Source organism: Nemorincola caseinilytica, from assembly GCF_039540515.1.
Lineage (GTDB): Bacteria > Bacteroidota > Bacteroidia > Chitinophagales > Chitinophagaceae > Nemorincola > Nemorincola caseinilytica.
Map to the genome: position 1 here is coordinate 20,111 of NZ_BAABFA010000014.1, position 19,638 is coordinate 39,748.

The 19,638-nt window shown below is 51.6% G+C and carries 15 protein-coding genes; 1 reads left to right on the top strand and 14 read right to left on the bottom strand.

What is annotated here, in order from left to right:
* Positions 1–28: 28 nt before the first annotated feature.
* The 13 genes from ftsA to ABD843_RS10775 form a co-directional block, all read right to left on the bottom strand.
* The gene (gene ftsA / locus ABD843_RS10715; protein ID WP_345082802.1) at positions 29–1,447 is read right to left on the bottom strand and encodes a cell division protein FtsA; all 1,419 of its coding nucleotides are present in this window, start codon (positions 1,445–1,447) and stop codon (positions 29–31) included.
* A 31-nt stretch (positions 1,448–1,478) separates the two neighbouring features.
* The gene (locus tag ABD843_RS10720) at positions 1,479–2,858 is read right to left on the bottom strand and encodes a cell division protein FtsQ/DivIB (protein ID WP_345082805.1); all 1,380 of its coding nucleotides are present in this window, start codon (positions 2,856–2,858) and stop codon (positions 1,479–1,481) included.
* Positions 2,858–4,216 carry a UDP-N-acetylmuramate--L-alanine ligase gene (gene murC, locus ABD843_RS10725; RefSeq protein WP_345082808.1) on the bottom strand — a complete coding sequence of 453 codons (1,359 nt, stop codon included), beginning with the start codon at positions 4,214–4,216 and terminating at the stop codon, positions 2,858–2,860. Before murC ends, ABD843_RS10720 begins: the two co-directional genes overlap by 1 nt.
* An 8-nt stretch (positions 4,217–4,224) precedes the next feature.
* A complete protein-coding gene (gene murG, locus ABD843_RS10730; protein ID WP_345082812.1) occupies positions 4,225–5,325 on the bottom strand; it encodes an undecaprenyldiphospho-muramoylpentapeptide beta-N-acetylglucosaminyltransferase in 1,101 nt (366 codons plus the stop codon).
* Positions 5,326–5,329: 4 nt separating this feature from the next.
* Positions 5,330–6,646 (bottom strand): FtsW/RodA/SpoVE family cell cycle protein, encoded by a 1,317-nt coding sequence (locus ABD843_RS10735; protein ID WP_345082815.1) that lies wholly within the window; start codon positions 6,644–6,646, stop codon positions 5,330–5,332.
* A 44-nt stretch (positions 6,647–6,690) separates the two neighbouring features.
* On the bottom strand, positions 6,691–8,052 hold the full coding sequence (murD, locus tag ABD843_RS10740; RefSeq protein ID WP_345082819.1) for a UDP-N-acetylmuramoyl-L-alanine--D-glutamate ligase: 1,362 nt from the start codon (positions 8,050–8,052) through the stop codon (positions 6,691–6,693).
* 2 nt (positions 8,053–8,054) lie between these two features.
* On the bottom strand, positions 8,055–9,326 hold the full coding sequence (mraY, locus tag ABD843_RS10745; protein WP_345082822.1) for a phospho-N-acetylmuramoyl-pentapeptide-transferase: 1,272 nt from the start codon (positions 9,324–9,326) through the stop codon (positions 8,055–8,057).
* A 10-nt stretch (positions 9,327–9,336) separates the two neighbouring features.
* Entirely contained in the window at positions 9,337–10,800 is a 1,464-nt protein-coding gene (locus ABD843_RS10750) for a UDP-N-acetylmuramoyl-L-alanyl-D-glutamate--2,6-diaminopimelate ligase (protein WP_345082825.1), read from the bottom strand.
* On the bottom strand, positions 10,800–12,893 hold the full coding sequence (locus tag ABD843_RS10755; RefSeq protein ID WP_345082828.1) for a penicillin-binding protein: 2,094 nt from the start codon (positions 12,891–12,893) through the stop codon (positions 10,800–10,802). Before ABD843_RS10755 ends, ABD843_RS10750 begins: the two co-directional genes overlap by 1 nt.
* Before the next feature lie 27 nt (positions 12,894–12,920).
* A complete protein-coding gene (locus ABD843_RS10760; RefSeq protein WP_345082830.1) occupies positions 12,921–13,283 on the bottom strand; it encodes an FtsL-like putative cell division protein in 363 nt (120 codons plus the stop codon).
* A 74-nt stretch (positions 13,284–13,357) separates the two neighbouring features.
* Positions 13,358–14,269 (bottom strand): 16S rRNA (cytosine(1402)-N(4))-methyltransferase RsmH, encoded by a 912-nt coding sequence (gene rsmH, locus ABD843_RS10765; RefSeq protein WP_345082833.1) that lies wholly within the window; start codon positions 14,267–14,269, stop codon positions 13,358–13,360.
* 10 nt (positions 14,270–14,279) lie between these two features.
* The gene (gene mraZ, locus ABD843_RS10770; protein WP_345082837.1) at positions 14,280–14,735 is read right to left on the bottom strand and encodes a division/cell wall cluster transcriptional repressor MraZ; all 456 of its coding nucleotides are present in this window, start codon (positions 14,733–14,735) and stop codon (positions 14,280–14,282) included.
* 402 nt (positions 14,736–15,137) lie between these two features.
* Positions 15,138–16,724 carry a hypothetical protein gene (locus ABD843_RS10775; RefSeq protein WP_345082840.1) on the bottom strand — a complete coding sequence of 529 codons (1,587 nt, stop codon included), beginning with the start codon at positions 16,722–16,724 and terminating at the stop codon, positions 15,138–15,140.
* Between the two features lie 197 nt (positions 16,725–16,921).
* On the opposite strand from ABD843_RS10775, the gene purL reads away from it, so the two are divergent.
* Positions 16,922–19,126: a phosphoribosylformylglycinamidine synthase subunit PurL gene (gene purL, locus ABD843_RS10780; RefSeq protein ID WP_345082843.1), complete on the top strand. Its 2,205-nt coding sequence runs from the start codon at positions 16,922–16,924 to the stop codon at positions 19,124–19,126.
* 80 nt (positions 19,127–19,206) lie between these two features.
* Here purL and ABD843_RS10785 read toward each other — a convergent pair whose 3' ends face one another.
* Positions 19,207–19,560: a hypothetical protein gene (locus ABD843_RS10785; RefSeq protein WP_345082846.1), complete on the bottom strand. Its 354-nt coding sequence runs from the start codon at positions 19,558–19,560 to the stop codon at positions 19,207–19,209.
* Positions 19,561–19,638 lie beyond the last annotated feature (78 nt).

Genomic DNA, 19,638 nt, shown 5'->3' on the forward strand with positions numbered 1-19,638 from the left:
TGTTGTTATTGTCCGTCATATTTTTTCTTTATTCCAGTGGGGGATCTTCGTCTATATCTTCGAAAAGGTCCATGAACTTGCCTTTCAGCCTGTCGAAGAGTTGTTTCATATTGTCTTGTCGCTTCTTCAATTTGTCGCTGCGGCCGGCGCCCACAGCTACCGTTTGCTGTACCTGGGCCTCTACCACGAAGTCGTCTTCTTCCTCCTCTTCTTCTTCCACTACTTCATCTACGCTGTTTCGCAGCACATTGCCGTTCATGCCTGTGAACTCCATGCGGCCATTCTCAAAGTCGTGGTAGCCGCGCAGTATGAGACCTATACAGGTAGCATACATGGGGCTCATCAGCACATCGCTATGGCCACCGGCAAGATGCTCGTTGGGGTAGCCTATGCGTGCGCCCATACCTGTCACATACTCTGTAAGCTGTGTGATGTGCTTGAGGCGCGCACCACCACCTGTGAGTATGATACCGCCATTGAGCTTGTGCTCCAGCCCTACCTGCCTTATATGGAACATCACATATTCCAGTATCTCTTCCATCCTGGCCTGTACGATGTGTGCAAGGTTTACTATGGTCACCTCTTTGGAAGGCAGACCCCTGAGGCCGGGTATGGTGATGTAGGAATTGGCAGGTGCGCCGCTCACATGCGCTACGCCGAACTGTACTTTCATCTGCTCTGCCTGTGCTTTCAGCACCCTCAGGCCAGACTGTATGTCCGTAGTTATGTTCACACCTGCATAGGGTATCACTGCAGTGTGCTTCAGTATGCCGTCGCTGAAGATAGCTATGTCCGTAGTGCCGCCACCAATATCCACAATGGCCACACCGGCTTCCATATCTTCTTCGTTCATCACTGCTGCGGCCGATGCCAATGGCTGCAATACCAGGTCGCACGTCTTCAGCTCCGACCTGTCCACGCACCGCTTGATGTTGCGTATGGCAGTACTGTCGCCGGTGATGACATGGAAGTTCGCGCTGATCTTCACACCGCTCATACCTACCGGGTCTACGATGTTGCTGATGTTGTCCACCGTATAGTCCTGCGCTATGATATCGATTATCTGATCGCCGGATGGCAGGTAAGACCTGCGCTGGTCCTGCATCAGCTTCTCGGTATCTTCTCTGCTTATCTCCACATCTACATTGGTGCGTACGCGGCTGCCCTGCAGCTGCATGCTCTTGATGTGGCGCCCGGCTATACCTACATATACTTCCTTTACATCCAGCAGGGGAGCGTTCTCCTTTAGCTGCTTCATGGCCAGGTCCACAGATTGTACGCACTGCTCTATGTTCATTACAACACCATGGGTAACGCCCTCTGAATCTGCCCGGCCAAAGCCGAGTATCTCCAGCTTGCCGAACTCGTTCTTACGGCCGGCAATGGCCACCACCTTCGTAGTACCGATGTCTAACCCTACAATAATTGGGTTCTCTTTCTTGTTCATACTGTATGGATATTTGAATGCCTGTTGACTGTTAATGTCCTTTATGCTGATCGGGGTACGAGTATTTTGCTGCACCCTGTTTTTTTGTTTTGTCGTTGCCTTTGTCCTTATTCTTCTTATCCTTTTCTTTCTCTTTTGTTTTCGCCTGTGCTTTTGCTGCCTTTTTTGCAGTGGCAGCATTGTGTGGTGTGGTCTTTTTTGCTGCCGCCGGTGCCTGGTGGGGTTTGGCGTTCTGCTTCGTGGCCGCTTCCTTTGCTGCAGGCTTTTTAGTGGCTACTGCTTTTGCATCTTCTTTCTTTGCTGTAGCTTTCTTATCCTTTTCTTTTGCTGTTCTGCCCTTTGTTTCTTTTCCTTTGCCCCTTAGCGAGTTCTTCAAGTTCTCCAGCACTTCTTTTCCCTTGCCCACTACCTTTTTCTCTTTAGGATCCTTGCTCTTGTTCTTCTTGTCCTTCTTCTCTTTCTTCAGTGCTGCCTGCTGTGCTACTGCTGCCTGTGTCAGCCTTTCTGCTGCGGATTGGGCCGCTACCCTTGCCGCTGTGCGTACAGAGTCGGTGAGGTGCGACTGCTCCTGCGCGGCCTTTATGCTTGCCACCCAGCTCATGCGCTTGAAGGTAGGGTCATCCTCTTTGAAGAGCGCCGGTGATGCTACTACCTGTCCTTTGAAGCGCACATCCAGTGTCTGGTATTTGTCCCAGCCTATGCGGTTCAGCACATTGCGGTAGAATGCTACCAGGTTCGCCAGTTTTTCCTTCGCACGCGATGTGTCGCCGAAGCGTATCTTCTGTTCGCCCAGCACCGGTATCAGCTCGAATTCTCCTGCGCTATCTACCACTACATGCGATACCTGTGCGTTCCAGAAGCTATCCATGCGTATCGCATTTACTATCGTCGATATCTTCTTCATCAGCGCCTTGCGGGCGGTATCGTTCGCTACATCAGGTACATTGGTCACCACCATGGTGTAGTAGGTGTGGCTTTCGCTCAGGGGCATGGTATGCAGCGAGCTATCCATGTAGTAGCTGTCGCCGTTCTCCCTGAAGAGCCTTGCTATAGGCACACGCTGTGTCACATACATATGCATCACGCGGTCTATGTCTATATATACCTGCGCATCGGCCACCCATGGGTCGGCCATTATGGCCCGCTCTATACCACGCACATCCAGCTTCGATACCGGTGTGTTCTTTACATCCACATTGCGGTTATTTATGGCAAGGTCCATTATCTCCTTCTGGTCTATGAAGTGATACTTCCTGTTGTTGCTGATGTGTACCTGTGGCTCGCCCTTCAGCGACAACGAACCCTCTATGCGCGATGCACTGACGATAGCTATGGCACAGCAGGTGCCCACTACTGCCGTAAGCAGCACCTGCAATGTTTTGCGTATCGATATTTTGCGTTTCTGCGCCATTATGCCTGTTGCAGTATCTCTTTTATAGTTCCTGTCAATTTATCTATGTCTCCCGCGCCTGCCGTTATGAACAATGCCGGCCGTGCCCTGCGTACATATTCCACCAGTCCTTCCTTGCTCAGTACGGTATGTGCCGGGTTGGCCATCCTGCTGGTTATCGTCTCTGTGGTCACGCCTTCCATGGGCAGCTCACGCGCCGGGTATATGTCCAGCAGTATCACTTCGTCGGCCATGTCCAGGCTATGGGCAAAACCATCGGCCAGGTCGCGTGTGCGGCTGAAGAGGTGCGGCTGAAAGGCGATAACGCATTTCCTTTTAGGGAAAAGCCGCTTCGCGCTCTTTATCAGCGCGGCCAGCTCTTCGGGGTGATGTGCATAGTCGTCTATATACACATGTTCATCGGTATGCACCAGGTATTCGAACCTTCTCTTTATACCCCTGAACGTTGCCAGCGCACTGCGCACGGCTGCTATGTCTATGCCCAGCATCTGTGTCACTGCTATGGCAGCTATAGAGTTCTCTACATTGTGCATACCGCCTATGCGCAGTCTCATCTGTTCTGCCCGCCATCCTTTGCCCACTACATCGAATATATAGCCGCCATGCTCCTGTGTTATGTTCTCGGCATATACATCGGCCGCATCGTTCTGCAGGCTATAGGTAATGGTGTTCGGCCCTTTCAGTTCGCTCTGCCTGTGCAGGCCATGCTTTACCAGCAGTGTGCCGCCGGGCTTTATATTCTTTGTATACTGTATAAAGGCGGCCTCCATTTCTGCGGGCGTGCCATATATGTCCAGGTGGTCGGGATCTATCGATGTCAGCACCGCTATATCGGGGAACAGCTTCAGGAAACTGCGGTCATATTCATCGGCCTCTATCACAGCAGTATTGTTGTCGCTATGCCAGTAGTTACGCTCATAGTTCACCGATATACCACCCAGGAAGGCGTTACAGCCATAGCTGGTCTCGCGCAGCAGGTAGGCTATAGTGGTAGATATGGTAGTCTTACCATGCGTGCCTGCCACGGTTATAGCATGCATAGCCTCTGTTATCCACTGCAGTACATCGCTGCGCTTGTACACGGGATAATTATTGTCCCTGTACCAGTTCAGCTCTTTGTGGTCTTTCGGTATGGCAGGTGTATACACCACCAGTTCTGTGGCCTTATCGCACAGTGCCACGTCATCGGTATAGTGTATGGCCATGCCTTCGGCTGCCAGCTTGCGCGTAAGCTCGGTCTCTGTACGGTCGTAGCCGCTCACCACTGCGCCACGGTCGCTGAAGAACCTGGCCAGGGCGCTCATGCCTATGCCGCCTATGCCTACGAAGTACACTCTTTTTATTGCCGTTACGTTCATATACCTGTTTACTTGCCTGCTATTTCTATCACCTTTGCCGCTATCCTGTCAGCCGCATCTTTTATGGCCATTGCTTTTATGTTACGCGCCATCGTGGCTTGCAATGGCTCGTCCTTCATCAGTTCTTTCAATTTTGTTACAAGATCTGTGCGCAGGTCCTTGTCCTTCACCATCAGCGCGGCTTTGTTGTTCACCAGCGCCATGGCATTGCTTTCCTGGTGGTTCTCGGCAGCATGCGGGTATGGCACGAATATCACGGGCTTGCCCACTATGCACAGCTCTGCTATGGCCAGCGCTCCCGCGCGCGATATCACTACATCGGCCGCAGCATAGGCCAGGTCCATGGTAGTGATAAAATCATGCACCCTCACCCTGTCTCCGAATGCCGCTGCACGCGCCCTTGCCTTCTCCAGGTAGGGTTTGCCTGTCTGCCATAGCACCTGTGTGCCATCGCTTACTATATCTTCCAGTTGTGCATCTATGGTCTCGTTCACCGATCGGGCACCCAGGCTGCCACCTACTACCAGCAGTGTCCTTACACCCGCTTTCAGCGCGAATACCTCTCTGCCCTCTGCCTGGCTCCTGTTCATCTCCGCTATGTTCTTCCGTACAGGGTTGCCTGTCAGTATCAGCTTGCCGGCGGGGAAGAAACGGTCCATACCTTCATATGCTACACATATGGCTTTGGCCTTCCTGCCCAGTATCTTATTGCTTTTGCCTGCGTAGGAGTTCTGTTCCTGTATCAGTGTAGGCACGCCCATTCCCTGCCCTGCATGCAGTATGGGGAAGCTGGCAAAACCACCCACACCCACTATCGCATCGGGCCCGAAGTCCTTTATGATGCTGCGTGCTTTCATGCGGCTCTTTAGCAGCTTGAAAGGCAGTGTTATGTTCTTCAGCATATTGCTGCGGTCGAAGCCCGCTATATCCAGCCCCACTATATCAAAACCCTCTTTCGGTACTTTCTCCATCTCCATCTTGCCATTGGCGCCTACGAACAGCAAACGGGTACCGGGTCGCTGCCGTTGCAAGGCATGACCGATGGCTATGGCCGGGTATATATGCCCGCCTGTGCCCCCTCCTGCTATTATCACTCGTAGTTCGCTCATGGTCTTAGTCCAATGGTATCTGCGATACTTTTCTTCTTTTCTTTTTAGGCGTTTCTTCAGCTGTGGGTTCTTCAGCTTTTACTTCCTCTGCCTCCGCAGCTTCTGCAGCAGCATCTTCCATGGCTACCTGTACCAGGTCGCCTGCGGGTGTCTTTGCCAGTGCTGCCGCTTTTTTCTTCTGTCCTTCCATCTCATCCACATACTTGCTCACACTCAGTACTATGCCTATAGCTATACTGGTGAACCATATCGACGATCCACCCATGCTTATCATAGGCAGGGTAAGGCCGGTCACAGGTACAAGGTTCACATTCACTGCCATGTTCAGCAGCGCCTGGAACACCAGTGTGATGCTGAGCCCCACCGCCAGGAAAGCCCCGAACGCGAACGGGCATCGCTTGAAGATGAGCACGCTGCGCCACAGGAACAGCAGGTAGAGCAACACTACTATGCCGCCGCCTATGATACCATACTCCTCTATGATGATAGAGAAAATGAAGTCGGAATATGGGTGTGGTAGAAAGTTCTTCTGCACACTCTTGCCCGGCCCGCGACCAGTGATGCCGCCATTCGCTATCGCTATCTTGGCCTGCTCTACCTGGTATTGGTCCTTATGTTTTACATCTTTTTTATTGCCGCCTCCGGCAAAATCCTTTATACGCTGCTCCCATGTAGCGGCCCTGCCCTTGCCTGTTATCTTCGATACGGTGTATACCACACACAGGCACATGAAACCAGCTACCGCCATCAGCAGCAGATGTTTTATCTGCACCCTGCCTATGAAGAACACTATAGAGCAGGTGATACCCAGCATCAGCGCCGTAGACAGGTTCGCAGGCGCTATGAGCATACAGGTGAGCAGCATGGGGACGAGTACAGGTAAAAAACCTTTACGGAAGTCTTTTATCACTTCTTGCTTTATGCTCAGTACACGAGCCAGGAACATGAACAGCGCCAGCTTCGCAAGGTCTGATGTCTGGAAGGTGAGGTTGATGACCGGAAGCCTTATCCAGCGCGAACCCTCGTTGAGGGTAGTGCCGAAGAACAGTGTATACACAAGCAGTGGCAGGCTCAGCAGGTAGAGCACCACAGCTACTCTTGCGAATTTTGTATAGTTGATGGTATGTACGAAGTATATGATCACCAGCCCCAGCGCCAGTACCATCACCTGCTTGGCCAGGTAGTAGCCCGGGTTGGTCACCATTCGGTATGCCAGCGAGCCGGTAGAGCTGTACACCGCCAGCAGGCTGATGAAAGATAGCAGCAGCACAACGCCCCAGATGACCTTGTCACCCTTCGTTCTTCTCAGTATTTGTTTCATTGTGTCTGCCATATACTTTGCTTTATTGATGGTCACTCATATCACTACAGGTTCCTTACTGCTTCCTTGAATTGCTCACCCCTGTCCTCGAAGTTGTTGAACCTGTCGAAGCTGGCACAGCCGGGCGCCAGCAGCACCACATCGCCATTCTCGGCATAAGAGTAGGCCGCATGTACTGCCTCGTGCGCACTGGTGGTATCTATTATAGTATCTACCACATGTGCAAAGGCATCGTGTATAGGTTTGTTGTCCACGCCCAGGCATATTATGGCCTTTACCTTCTGCCGCACCAGGGCCAGTATCTCGGTATAGTCATTACCCTTGTCCTGTCCGCCCAGTATCAGTATAGTGGGCTTATCCATGCTCTCCAGCGCGAACCATACCGAGTTCACATTCGTGGCCTTGCTGTCGTTTATGAAATCTACACCGCGTATGGTGGCCACATATTCCAGCCTGTGCGCCAGGCCCTTGAAGCGGGTGAATGTCTCCCGCAGCTTCTCTTTGCGGATGCCTGCTATTCGGGCCGATATGCCTGCTGCCATGCTATTATATTGATTGTGCTTGCCCTTTATTGTCAGGTCATGAATGGACATGTCGAAATATTCACCGTTATAACGGATGTGCATCATGCCGTCATCGATGAAACCGCCATCATTTTCCGGAATATTGTTACTCATTGTGAAGAAAATTGTAGTTGCGTGAATAGAATGGGTGGCCAGGTATTCTTGTATCACTTTGTCGTCCTGGTTCACGATAAAGTGATCTGTACTTTTCTGATATTGGGTTATCCTGAATTTAGATGCTATATAATTCTCGAACTTGTATTCATATCTGTCCAGGTGGTCGGGTGTTATGTTCAGCAGTATCGCCACATCCGGCCTGAAGCTGTGTATATCATCCAGCTGAAAGCTGCTTACCTCTATCACATACCACTCGCACGGTCGCTCTGCTATCTGACGGGCAAAGCTGTACCCTATGTTGCCTGTCAGGGCCACATCATAGCCCGCATCCTTCAGCAGCGTATAGGTGAGCATGGTAGTAGTGCTCTTGCCATTGCTGCCGGTTATGGCTATTATCCTGCTATCGCCTTTATACCTGTAGCCGAACTCTATCTCGCTGCACACCTCTATACCCGCTGCACGCACCTTCTTCATCACATCGGTCTTTTCGGGTATGCCGGGGCTTTTCACTATGCTGTCGGCGGCCAGTACTCTGTCCATGCTATGGCCGCCCTCTTCGTATGCTATGCCGTTCTGTTCCAGTGCTTCTTTGAACTGTGGCTTTATCTTACCGCCATCGCTCACGAACACATTCCACCCTTTGGCCTTGCCCAGAATGGCAGCGCCTACACCGCTTTCAGCGGCGCCCAGTATCACCAGTCTTTTCAAGGTCTCGTTGTTGCTCATTGTTATTGCAGCTTCAGTGTTACTATACTCATTATGGCCAGCATTATGCCCACTATCCAGAAGCGCGTCACTATCTTGGCCTCATGGTATCCCTTCTTCTGGTAGTGGTGGTGCAGTGGCGACATCAGGAATATCCTTCTCCCCTCGCCATATTTTTTCTTCGTGCGTTTGAAGTACCATACCTGTATTATCACCGATAGGTTCTCTACAAGGAAAATACCGCAGATGATAGGTATCAGGAGCTCCTTGCGCACTATGATGGCCAGCGATGCGATAATGCCACCCAGCGCCAGGCTGCCGGTATCGCCCATGAACACCTGTGCGGGATAGGCATTGTACCAAAGAAAACCCACACACGCACCTACGAACGCGCCTACGAATATGGACAGCTCGCCCAGGTTGGGTATGTCCATTATGTTCAGGTAGCCGGCAAAAACATAGTTGCCCGATACATAGGCGAACACGCCCAGGCATATGCCTATGATGGCCGATACCCCTGTGGCCAGCCCATCTATACCATCTGTTATATTGGCGCCGTTAGATACAGCTACTATGATGAAGATGACGAACAGCACATAAATGATGGGAGTGGTAACACCTACATTGTCGGCACCGAATATAGCCGCTATCTTCTCATACCTGAATTCATGTGTCTTTATGAATGGTATGGTAGTAGTGGCGGTTCGCACGTTCACATAGGTGTGTTCGCGGCCTTTGTCGTCCTTACGGGTAAAGCGGCCGGGCTCGGGTTTCTCAGCCTTGCTATATACGCCCTGCTGGCCTTTCGTTACCTCCCTGCTTATCACTACATGGTCGTTGTAGTACATGGTAAGACCCACTATTATACCCAGGCCTACCTGTCCCATTATCTTGAACCTGCCTGCAAGACCTTCCTTGTTCTTTCTGAACACCTTTATATAGTCGTCAAGAAATCCTACCACACCCAGCCACAGTGTAGACACCAGCATCAGCACTATATACACATTCGTCACCCTTGCGAACAGCAGTGTAGGTATCAGTATAGAGGCTATGATGATGATGCCACCCATAGTAGGTGTGCCCTTCTTTTGCTTTTCGCCCTCAAGGCCCAGGTCGCGCACGGTCTCGCCTATCTGCCTGCGGCGCAGGAACTCTATCAGCCTCTTACCGAACAGTAGCGAGATAACAAGCGACAATATTATAGCCATACCCGCCCTGAAGGTGATGTAATTGAACACCCCCGCCCCAGCCAGGTGGAACTTATCGCGCAGGTATGTGAACAGGTAGTAGAGCATTGTAGCTTGTTTATTTATTCAGTGTTTTAAAAGTTTCTGTCAATACTTCTCTGTCATCGAAATGGTGCTTCACTCCTTTTATCTCCTGGTATGTCTCATGTCCCTTGCCCGCTACCAGTATTATATCTCCGGCCTGTGCCAGGGTACAGGCTACTTTTATCGCCTCGCGCCTGTCGGTGATACGCAGGCTCTTTCTCTTCTGCGACATCGATAGTGCCGACTCCATATCGTTCAGTATCGTTTCGGCATCCTCGCTCCTTGGGTTGTCCGATGTCAATATCGCTTTGTCGCTGTGCTCGCAGGCCACCTGTCCCATTATAGGGCGTTTGGTGCGGTCCCTGTCGCCACCGCAGCCTATCACGGTTATCAGTTGCTGCCCGTTGGTACGCAGTTGCTCTATAGTGGCTAGCACGTTCACCAGTGCATCGGGCGTATGCGCATAGTCCACTATGCCCAGTATCTTATCTTCCGGAGACAATATGGTCTCGAACCTGCCCGGTGCGCCATGCAGGCCGCTCAGAGTGGCCAGTACATTCAGCTTGTCTTCGCCCAGCAGCACTGCCGATCCGTACACTGCCAGCAGGTTATATGCATTGAAGGTGCCTATCATCCTGAAGTGCGCCTCATGCCCGTCCACATTCATCACCAGTCCCGTCAGGTTGTTCTCCAGCACCTTGCCTTTTATGGTAGAAGGTGCTTTCAGGCTATATGTGTTGCGGCTGGCGGCCGTGTTCTGCAGCATCACCGCGCCACGCTTATCATCCATATTGGTCAGAGCGAATGCTGTTGATGAAAGGTCATCGAAGAAACGCTTCTTCACCTTTATATATTCGTCGAACGTCTTGTGGTAATCAAGATGATCGTGCGTGATGTTCGTGAAGACCCCGCCCGCGAATGCTATACCCGCTATCCTGCGCTGGTGTACGGCATGAGAGCTAACTTCGATGAACACATGTGTACAGCCGGCATCGGCCATTTGGCGCAGCAGCGCCTGTACCGATATCGCATCGGGCGTGGTATGCGTGGCCACCACTACCTTATCATGTATATGGTTCTGCACGGTAGATATCAGACCGCATTTATATCCCAGCGCTTCGAACAGTTTGTAGAGTAGTGTGGCCGTAGTGGTCTTACCATTGGTGCCGGTTATACCCACCACCTTCATCTCCTGCGATGGATGCTCAAAGAATGCTGCTGCCAGCAGCCCTGCGGCCTCTGCACTATCCTGCACCTGTACATATGTTACACCTGCTATGGCTTGTGGCATGTGCTCGCACACGATGGCTGCCGCGCCCTGCGCTATGGCCTTATCTATAAATGCATGCCCATCTACCGCCGTACCCGCCACCGCTACGAACACACTACTTGCCCCCACCTTGCGCGAGTCTATGCAGATACCCGATACCTGCATAGAGGTATCGCCCTGTACCTGCACGGGCGTTATAGCGGTCAATATGTTCTTTAGCGTACTCATTATCCCAGTTGCAGTGTTATGCTCTGTCCTTTTTGCAGCCTTGTACCTACAGGTACAGACTGTGCTATTACTTTTCCTTTTCCTGCCAGTTGCACATGCACACCGTAGTTCTCCAGCATGTATACCGCATCTTTCAGGGTCATGCCTGTTACATCGGGCATTATACCTTTGTATACTACCTTCTCCTGCACATGTGTGCGCTTTGTGGTGTCGGTCACGGCCTGCACCATCAGGTTGCGCTGCTCTACAGGTATGGGCATCTTCTTGTGCATGGCGCCCAGCAGTATCTCGTAGGCGCTGGCCGTAGCTGCCTTCGCAGGCAATGCTGCCGATCCTGTCTTTGCCATGCTGTCCAGAGGTGTGGTCCATGCGCCCATATTGCGCGAGAATATCTTATCGGCCACCATCCTGAATACCGGCGCAGCTATGGTGCCGCCATAGTATGCCGATGAATGAGGCTTTGTCCTTATCACTATACATATGGTATATTTTGGGTTCTCTGCCGGCATATAGCCCACATACGATCCCTGGTACACACCATCGGTGTACTTTATACCTTTATCGGCCACCTGAGCCGTACCTGTCTTGCCCGACATGCTATAGTAGGGCGATGCTATATCCTTGCCTGTACCCTCTACTACCACGGCCCTTGTGCATTTGCGCAGTTGCCTTACTACCTCTTCGTCGCCCAGCGTGGCTACCACTTCTGGTTCTATGGTCTTCACATCTTTTCCGTACTCCCTTATTGCGCTCACCAGGTAGGGCTTCATCATCTTGCCATTGTTGGCAACGGCATTGTACAGCATGCAGGTATGCAGTGGCGTTATCAGTACGCCATAGCCTATGGCCATCCATGGCAGCGATGTCTTGCTCCACTGCTTGCCCGATGGTTCCATCACTTTGGCCTTACGCTCGCCCAGCAGGTCTATACCTGTGTACTTGTCCAGGTGCAGGCGTTTCAGGTGGTCTACATATTTCTGGGGCTGGTCGTGGTAATACCTGTCGGCCAGCTTTGCCATACCTACGTTGCTGGATATAGCATATGCCTTCCATATAGGCATAGGTCCCAGCGAGGGGTTGGGGTGCGAATCCTCCATCACTCTGTTGGCGAACTGCCGCCTGCCGCCCTGTATATCCACTATGCTGTCCACGTTTATATACTTGTCGTTCAGCAGTGCGGTCAGCGTCATCAGCTTGAAGGTGGAACCCGGCTCTGTAGGTATCGTAGCATAGTTGAAGTCCTCGGTATAGGTACTATCCTTCTGCCTGCCCAGGTTCACCAGTGTGCGTATCTTGCCCGTGGCCACTTCCATCACTATACATGTACCGTACAGGCACTGGTATTTCCTCAGGTTGCTCAGCAGGGCATCATGTGCCACGGCCTGTACGTCCATGTCCAGCGTGGTCACTATATCCTTTCCGTTCACTGGCTCGGCCTCGCTCCCGTCCACGGGCACCCACAGTCCGCCTGCGGCTTTCTGTACCACCCTGCGGCCGTTCTCACCTGCCAGTTCCTTGTTGTACTTTGCCTCCAGGCCGTTTATATTGCTGTCGCGAAAAATGCCCAGTGTACGCCTTGCGAATTCGCCATATGGCAGTCTTCTTTTTTCCTTCGGCTCTGCTATGAAGCCACCGCTCTTGCCTTTTATGAATATGGGGAAATTGCGCAGCGCCTCATACTCATAGTATTTCAGCTTGCGGCCAAGGGGGTAGTATTTGTTGCCATTGTCGTATGCCTGCACGAATTCTTCCTTGTAGTCTTCCGCGCTCTTGCCCTTGTTCACGAACAGGATGGCCATGCAGCGGCTCAGAGAGTCTATTTGGTCGGCAAATAGCGCTGTGTCTATCACAGAGAAGTCTATATGCACATCGAACTCCGGTATCGATGTGCTCAGTGGCCTGCCTTCTTCGTTCAGTATGTTGCCGCGCTCTGCTTCCAGTGTCTCGAAGCGGGTATGCATCTCGCGGGCCATAGAGCGTAGCTCCGGTCCCTGCTTCACCTGTATGTATACCGCGCGCGCTATTATAGCGCAGCCCAGTACGAACATACATGTGAATGTTATGTATACCCTGAATCGTATGTCTTTCTTCACGTTCACTTCAGAACTCGCTTGGTATCGTTAGTGTTTCTGTATCTTATATGCGGGCAGTACCGATGGCCTCAGTCCTATCTTGTCTGCACTTATCATCACCTGTCTTTCCGTTTTCACATCCATCAGCTGCGACTTTACGTCTATGTACTTCCATCGCAGCTCCTTCAGCTCCTTGTTCCTTTTGTTCAGCTCGCGTTGCATATCTATGGCACGCTGGCTGTTGCTGATGTACAGCACGCACAGCAGCACTACAAAAGACAGGAAAGGAATATTATTGACTATCGCTTTATAAGATACTTTCTCCACCAACGACCGCCAGTCGCTTCTGACCCTCTGAGCAGGCGCCATACCGGCCTGCTGCTGTTGTGTATTTTTATCCTCGCTGCTCATACCCTTTGCCCCACCGGGCGTTCTTTATTGTAGCACTGCGGCGTACCGCAATTATTTTTTACTCTTTTGTCCCCTTAGTATGTGGGGTTCTTTTCTGCCACCCTCAGCCTGGCGCTCCTGGCCCTCGGGTTCTGCCTCACCTCTTCTTCGGTAGGCTCTATAGGCTTTGCCGTTACCGGCTTTAGCGGCGGTGGTGCGGTCTCCTCATATTCGTTCGCCTCGTCCCACCTGCCACGCTTCATATACTGCTTCACTACCCTGTCCTCCAGCGAGTGGAACGATATCACGCTCAGTCTTCCACCTTCCTTCAGGCTCGCTGCCGCCTGTTGTAAAAGATCTTTTAGCGCGCCCAGTTCGTCATTCACCTCTATCCTCAGCGCCTGAAACACCTGCGCCATATATTTATTGGGGTTGCCCCTTACCACCTGTGCCAGCATTCCCTTCAGCCCTGCTATCGTCTGCACCTTTGCCCGGCCCCGCTGCTCTACTATATGTTTCGCCAGTTGTTTCGAGTTGCGCACCTCTCCATATTGCTCGAAGAGCTTGTGCAGTTGTGGCTCGGTATAGGTCCTCAGCACATCTGCCGCCGTCAGCTCGCCGCGTTTGTCCATCCTCATGTCCAGTGGCCCGTCATACCTTATAGAGAAACCCCGCTCTGCCGTATCGAACTGAAAAGAACTCACTCCCAGGTCTGCCAGTATCCCATCTACTTCGTTATACCCATGCAGTCTCAAAAACCGGCGCATATGCCTGAAGTTCTCCGTCACCGCTATCAGCCTGTCGTCATCGGGTCTGTTCCTCCATGCGTCCGCGTCCTGGTCAAAGGCTATCAGCCGTCCGTCCTTGTTCAGCCGCTCCAGTATCAGCCTGCTGTGCCCTCCTCCCCCGAATGTCGCATCCACATATACACCGTTCGGCCTTATCGCCAGCCCGTCCACCGCCTCATGCAGCAGCACCGTAGTATGGTAAAAACCTTCTGTTGCCATTGCTGCTTCTTTACAGTTCTCCCAGGTCTATCTCAGCGCTCTCTGCCATATCTTCCAGCCTTGCAACATTTTTGAGTTGCATAGCATAGTATGTATCTTTACTCCACAACTCCATTTTCTTGCCCGAACCTATCAGCACGGCCTCTTTTTCTATGCCTGCATACTCCAGCAGTGTCTTGGGTATCAGCAGGCGGTCGGCGCTATCTATGTCCACATACGATGCGCCAAAGAGAAATGCCCTTTTGAAATCCCTGTTCTCCTTCTTCATGTCGTTCAGCTTCGATATCTTATCGTACGACTCTGCCCATGAATCTGTGGTATATATGGTTATGCATTTCTCCAGGCCGCACTTCACAACGAACTTCTCACCCAGTCCGTCCGCTATCTGCTTGCGAAAGCTCGCAGGCAGTAGAAAACGCCCTTTTGCGTCCACAGCTACTTCATTTTCACCTAGAAAGCGGGTCATTGATGTTGAGAGTTACGTTTTGTTCACACAAAGTAACACCTTTTCCCACTTAAAAACATAATTATTTGAATAATTTGGACCCCTTATTTTTCCACACGGTATTATTCCGCCGAAAGCCTTTACAGTAAAGGTTTTGAGACTGTTTTAGCCTCATTTTTGCCTTATCCTAATGTGAATTACCTGTTAAATGTTGTGGATTACTGTGCAAAACCCTGTTCAGGAGGGTGAAAAGGTGGCTTTTTATGCATTCTAAGCCGAGAGAACAGGTGATATTTTCGTTTTTGGAAGGGGAGGGGAGCAAAAAGATCATATAAATGATAGCCCTGCCCTCCCGGAAACGGTGGGGAAAAGTGTGGGATCGTTGCAGGAAAATGCACCAAAATAGCTTTTTACCCCTCTTGGCTAGGGAAATCTAAGCCATGCTACCCGCACAGCCTCACCCTTATCGGTATACTCGCGCAGCAGTGTAGCATATACTCCGGTGGTAGGGTGCTGGTGGGCCGATGTTATCATTACCACATGTCTTGCATCGGTTTTTTCAGGGTCGCCGAACAGGTAGGACCGTTTAACGCCGCCCTCATCTATCTTATAGCAGGCCGCTTCGAATTGGTGCAGCCCCCTTGCCATCTTTCGTTTTGCATCATCTTCTTCCCGGTCAAAGTTCTTCCGGTTGTCATTGAAAATGATATACTTTCCCTTCTCCGTCCTTATGTACGCGAATGATGAATGCTCATCGCCACCTTGCTTCATATACCATTTTCCCCTGGTCCTGTCGGCCATATACATGCTTTCTACCAGGCCATCGCATTCCTGCTTCTTTCTTATCATATAGCCGTCCGTTTCATTCCCCTCGGCATCCAGTTCTGATATAACCATAGTGCCCAGCACAGAGTATTCATTGTAGGTGCTGCGTGTTCTTACTATCGTTTGTGTTATCTCTTCCGAAAGCAATGTGATGGACATGTCCGCATTCATGATCATTTGCTGTGGCACGCCCGCAAACCCTTGCTCTGCCCCTAGTGTGGTCATAGCATAGGCGTTCACTTTCTTGTTCAGTATGGGCTTTTCGCTCTTCAGGCCCAGGTGCTCTGCATCTATATAACACAGGAACGCCCTGTAATAAAAGGTAGGGGTGCCAAAGGGATACTTCGCGCTGGAAAGCTTTGCCGATAGCAGTCTTATCGCATTGGTCTGCCGGTCGTAGTGCATCACCGATGCCGTTCTGCCCATCTCCTGCCCCAGGGCCAGCCGTTTGGTAAAAAAGGCGGCATCGCCCACTCCCAGCCGCGATATATATACGGGGGAGCTCTCCTTAGCATCCCTGTTAAAGGCGAATGACGCCAGGAACACTCTTTTATCTCCATCTACTACGGCTCCTATATATCGCTGGTGGTCATGGTCCTCGGGCAGGGTGCAGTAGGCGGCATTTATCACATTGTGGCTGCCGTTATAGTGTATCACCCGCACCCGTTGCGTTATCTTCGTTGTATTGCCGTTAAAGAATATGATGGCATAGTTGTCCGTCGCCGGGTCTTTCTCTACATATATGTCGCTGCCGTCCCGCCTCATCAGCTTTATTTCGGGCATATCTCCTATACGCTCTTCCTGCACCAGGCTGCCGTTGCCTGCATCAAAGCGCATACGGTACATCACAGGCTTGCTTTTCTCTGCCTGCCAGTAGAACAGTACAGGCTGTCCGCCTATCTCGTACAGCCCAGCTACGAATACCCGCTTCATTTTTCTGTGCTTCAGGTATTTGCTTTTTATTACCTGTTTGGCCACTATCTTCCTCGTTGCGTCATATACGTTCACCTCCATTCCCCTCATCCCCGCACTGAAATAATGTGTATTCCCGTTCTTTAATTGCAGCAGCCTGTTCCAGCTTGTAAAGGTCACATCTACCGGGGCGCTTTTTTCTATGGCAGGTATTTGTGCATGGCAGGGCGTTATGGTCCAAAGCAGCAGCAGCAAAAACGATATTTTTCTCATAAGGTGGGTATTCGGCCGCCAAAAATACATTGCGTTCATTACATTACACGCACATTATCAGGTACATATATCGGGCCGTCGCCAGTGGCTGGTGCCGGTGGTGCGCATGGCAGCATATGTCATATATTTTCGGCCGGCACATGTATTCATTGATACTCACGCTTTTACTTCTCCTCCTAAGATCGTAATTTTACCGCATGTTAGCCACACTCGAACAGGCCATGAAACTGGGCCTCCGCGAAGACGAATACGAAAAGATAAAACAGATACTGGGCCGCACGCCCAACTTCAACGAAGCTGCTATGTACTCCGTAATGTGGAGCGAGCACTGTAGCTATAAGAATTCTATAAAATGGCTGAAGACCCTGCCCCGCGATGGAGCCAGGCTGCTGGTAAAGGCCGGCGAGGAGAATGCAGGCCTTGTAGATATAGGTGATGGCCTGGGCTGTGTGTTCAAGATAGAGAGCCACAACCACCCATCGGCCATAGAGCCTTTCCAGGGTGCGGCCACGGGTGTGGGCGGCATACACCGCGATATCTTCACTATGGGTGCGCGGCCTATAGCTTCCCTCAATTCGCTTCGCTTCGGCAAGGTCGATAATCCCAAGACCCGCTGGCTCATAAAGGGTGTGGTAAAGGGTATAGGCCATTACGGCAACTGTTTTGGCGTACCTACCGTGGCCGGTGAGGTATATTACGAAAGCTGCTACCAGACCAATCCGCTGGTGAATGCCATGAGCGTGGGTGTGGTGAAAGTGGGCCAAACGGTATCTGCCACATCGCATGGCGTTGGCAATCCTGTCTTCATAGTGGGCGCATCTACAGGCAAGGACGGTATAGGCGGTGCATCTTTCGCCTCGGCCGATATAAATGAGAAGAGCGCCGAGCAACTGCCTGCCGTGCAGGTAGGCGACCCCTTCGAAGAGAAGAAGCTGCTGGAGGCCTGCCTGGAAATGATACCCACCGGTGCCCTCATAGGTATGCAGGACATGGGCGCAGCGGGCATTACCTGCAGCACCAGCGAAATGAGCGCCAAGGGCGAGCATGGCATGATCATTCACCTGGACAAGGTGCCTACCCGCCAGCACAACATGAAGCCATGGGAAATGCTCCTGAGCGAAAGCCAAGAGCGTATGCTCATAGTAGTGAAGAAAGGCCGCGAGGCCGAGGTACAGGCCATTTTCGATAAATGGGACATACACTGTGTGCAGATAGGCGAGGTGACAAAAGATACTAACCTGAAGTACTACATGAATGGCGAGCTGATGGCAGATGTGCCTGCCGAAAGCCTCGTTCTCGGCGGTGGCGCACCCGTATACGAAAGGGAGTACACCGAACCTAAATATTTCGAGCAGATACGCAGCTTCGACCCCAATAGCATACCCGTTCCCGGCGACCTGAAAGAGGTGGCCTACGAGCTGGTGCAGCTACCCAACATAGCCTCTAAGCGCTGGATATACGAGCAGTACGATAGCATGGTAGGCACCGGCAATACGCATACCAACGAGCCCAGTGATGCGGCCGTCGTGCGCGTACATGGCTCTGACAAGGCGCTTGCCGTGACCACAGATTGCAACAGCCGCTACGTTTTCTCCGATCCTTACAAGGGTGGTATGATAGCCGTGAGCGAGGCAGCGCGCAATATAGTATGCAGCGGTGGCCAGCCGGTGGCCATTACCAACTGCCTCAATTTCGGCAACCCTTACAACCCCGAGGTATACTACCAGTTCGTCAATGCCATCAAAGGCATGGGCGATGCCTGCCGCAGGCTGGATACCCCTGTTACAGGTGGCAACGTGAGCTTCTACAACCAGAGCGAGGACGGCCCTGTATACCCTACGCCTACAATAGGTATGGTGGGTGTGCTGGATAACCTGACACAAAAGATGTCCCTGGGCTTCAAACATGCGGGCGATGCCATATATATGCTTGGTGTCAATACCGGCGATATCAATTGCTCTGAATACCTGCACCACATATGCGGTGTCACGCACAGCCCCGCACCTCATTTCCTGCTCGATGATGAGGTGACCCTGCAGCAAAGGTTGCTACGGCTCATAAGGGCAAAGCTCATCCGCTCTGCGCACGATATCTCAGAGGGAGGCCTCTTTGCCTGCCTGCTGGAAAGCAGCATGGTAAATGGTCTTGGCTTCAACATCAGCACCCGTAGCGATGTGCGCAAGGACGGTACCCTCTTTGGCGAGGGGCAGAGCCGTGTAGTGGTGTCTGTAAGCGCTGAGCTGCAGCCTCTTTTCGAGGCCGAGCTTACCGATGTGCCTTTCACCAAACTGGGCTTCGTTACCGCCGAGCCCGAGATATGTATAGATGAAGAAGGCTGGGGCTACATCAGCGACTGGAAGAAAGCCTACGATACCGCCCTGGAGCGTATGCTCAATGCATAACACGCAGCATTTTATAAAATAAGAAGCGGCGATATGAGTACATCATATCGCCGCCATTCTTTTTAGCCCACCGGCTTATGTTATAATGTTACCTGGCGAATATCTTCATCGGCACACTGCATTTCCATGTCCTGTGCATCCTGGGTCAGCCATTGGTGCAGGCTGCATTGCTGCATGCCGCTAACATTCGACGATCCTGATATGACCATTACATCATATTGTGTGCCCGAGTAGTCGAGAGATAATGCGGCATCGGCATCGTTCAGCATCAGGTACAGCATCAGGAACCTGTTCCTGCTATTCTGGTCGTGAGGGGCTACTACTACCATATCTACGGTAGTAGTGCATTGCTGGTCGTACGAAAGACCAACTATATGCTGGTGTTCGCCGCTCAGCGCTTTAGCTTCGTGGTAAGTGTAAGGGGGGAGTTTCATAACATTGTAGTGACGCATAAAGTTATGTGTTTCTGAAAAGATCTAATGAAGATCTTATCCCCATAACATACCGTAAAC

Bases quoted from the DNA above. Each gene is read 5' to 3' on its own strand.
- ftsA (WP_345082802.1), bottom strand. From the start codon at position 1,447: ATGAACAAGAAAGAGAACCCAATTATTGTAGGGTTAGACATCGGTACT.
- ABD843_RS10720 (WP_345082805.1), bottom strand. From the start codon at position 2,858: ATGGCGCAGAAACGCAAAATATCGATACGCAAAACATTGCAGGTGCTG.
- murC (WP_345082808.1), bottom strand. From the start codon at position 4,216: ATGAACGTAACGGCAATAAAAAGAGTGTACTTCGTAGGCATAGGCGGC.
- murG (WP_345082812.1), bottom strand. From the start codon at position 5,325: ATGAGCGAACTACGAGTGATAATAGCAGGAGGGGGCACAGGCGGGCAT.
- ABD843_RS10735 (WP_345082815.1), bottom strand. From the start codon at position 6,646: ATGAAACAAATACTGAGAAGAACGAAGGGTGACAAGGTCATCTGGGGC.
- murD (WP_345082819.1), bottom strand. From the start codon at position 8,052: ATGAGCAACAACGAGACCTTGAAAAGACTGGTGATACTGGGCGCCGCT.
- mraY (WP_345082822.1), bottom strand. From the start codon at position 9,326: ATGCTCTACTACCTGTTCACATACCTGCGCGATAAGTTCCACCTGGCT.
- ABD843_RS10750 (WP_345082825.1), bottom strand. From the start codon at position 10,800: ATGAGTACGCTAAAGAACATATTGACCGCTATAACGCCCGTGCAGGTA.
- ABD843_RS10760 (WP_345082830.1), bottom strand. From the start codon at position 13,283: ATGAGCAGCGAGGATAAAAATACACAACAGCAGCAGGCCGGTATGGCG.
- rsmH (WP_345082833.1), bottom strand. From the start codon at position 14,269: ATGGCAACAGAAGGTTTTTACCATACTACGGTGCTGCTGCATGAGGCG.
- mraZ (WP_345082837.1), bottom strand. From the start codon at position 14,735: ATGACCCGCTTTCTAGGTGAAAATGAAGTAGCTGTGGACGCAAAAGGG.
- ABD843_RS10775 (WP_345082840.1), bottom strand. From the start codon at position 16,724: ATGAGAAAAATATCGTTTTTGCTGCTGCTGCTTTGGACCATAACGCCC.
- purL (WP_345082843.1), top strand. From the start codon at position 16,922: ATGTTAGCCACACTCGAACAGGCCATGAAACTGGGCCTCCGCGAAGAC.
- ABD843_RS10785 (WP_345082846.1), bottom strand. From the start codon at position 19,560: ATGAAACTCCCCCCTTACACTTACCACGAAGCTAAAGCGCTGAGCGGC.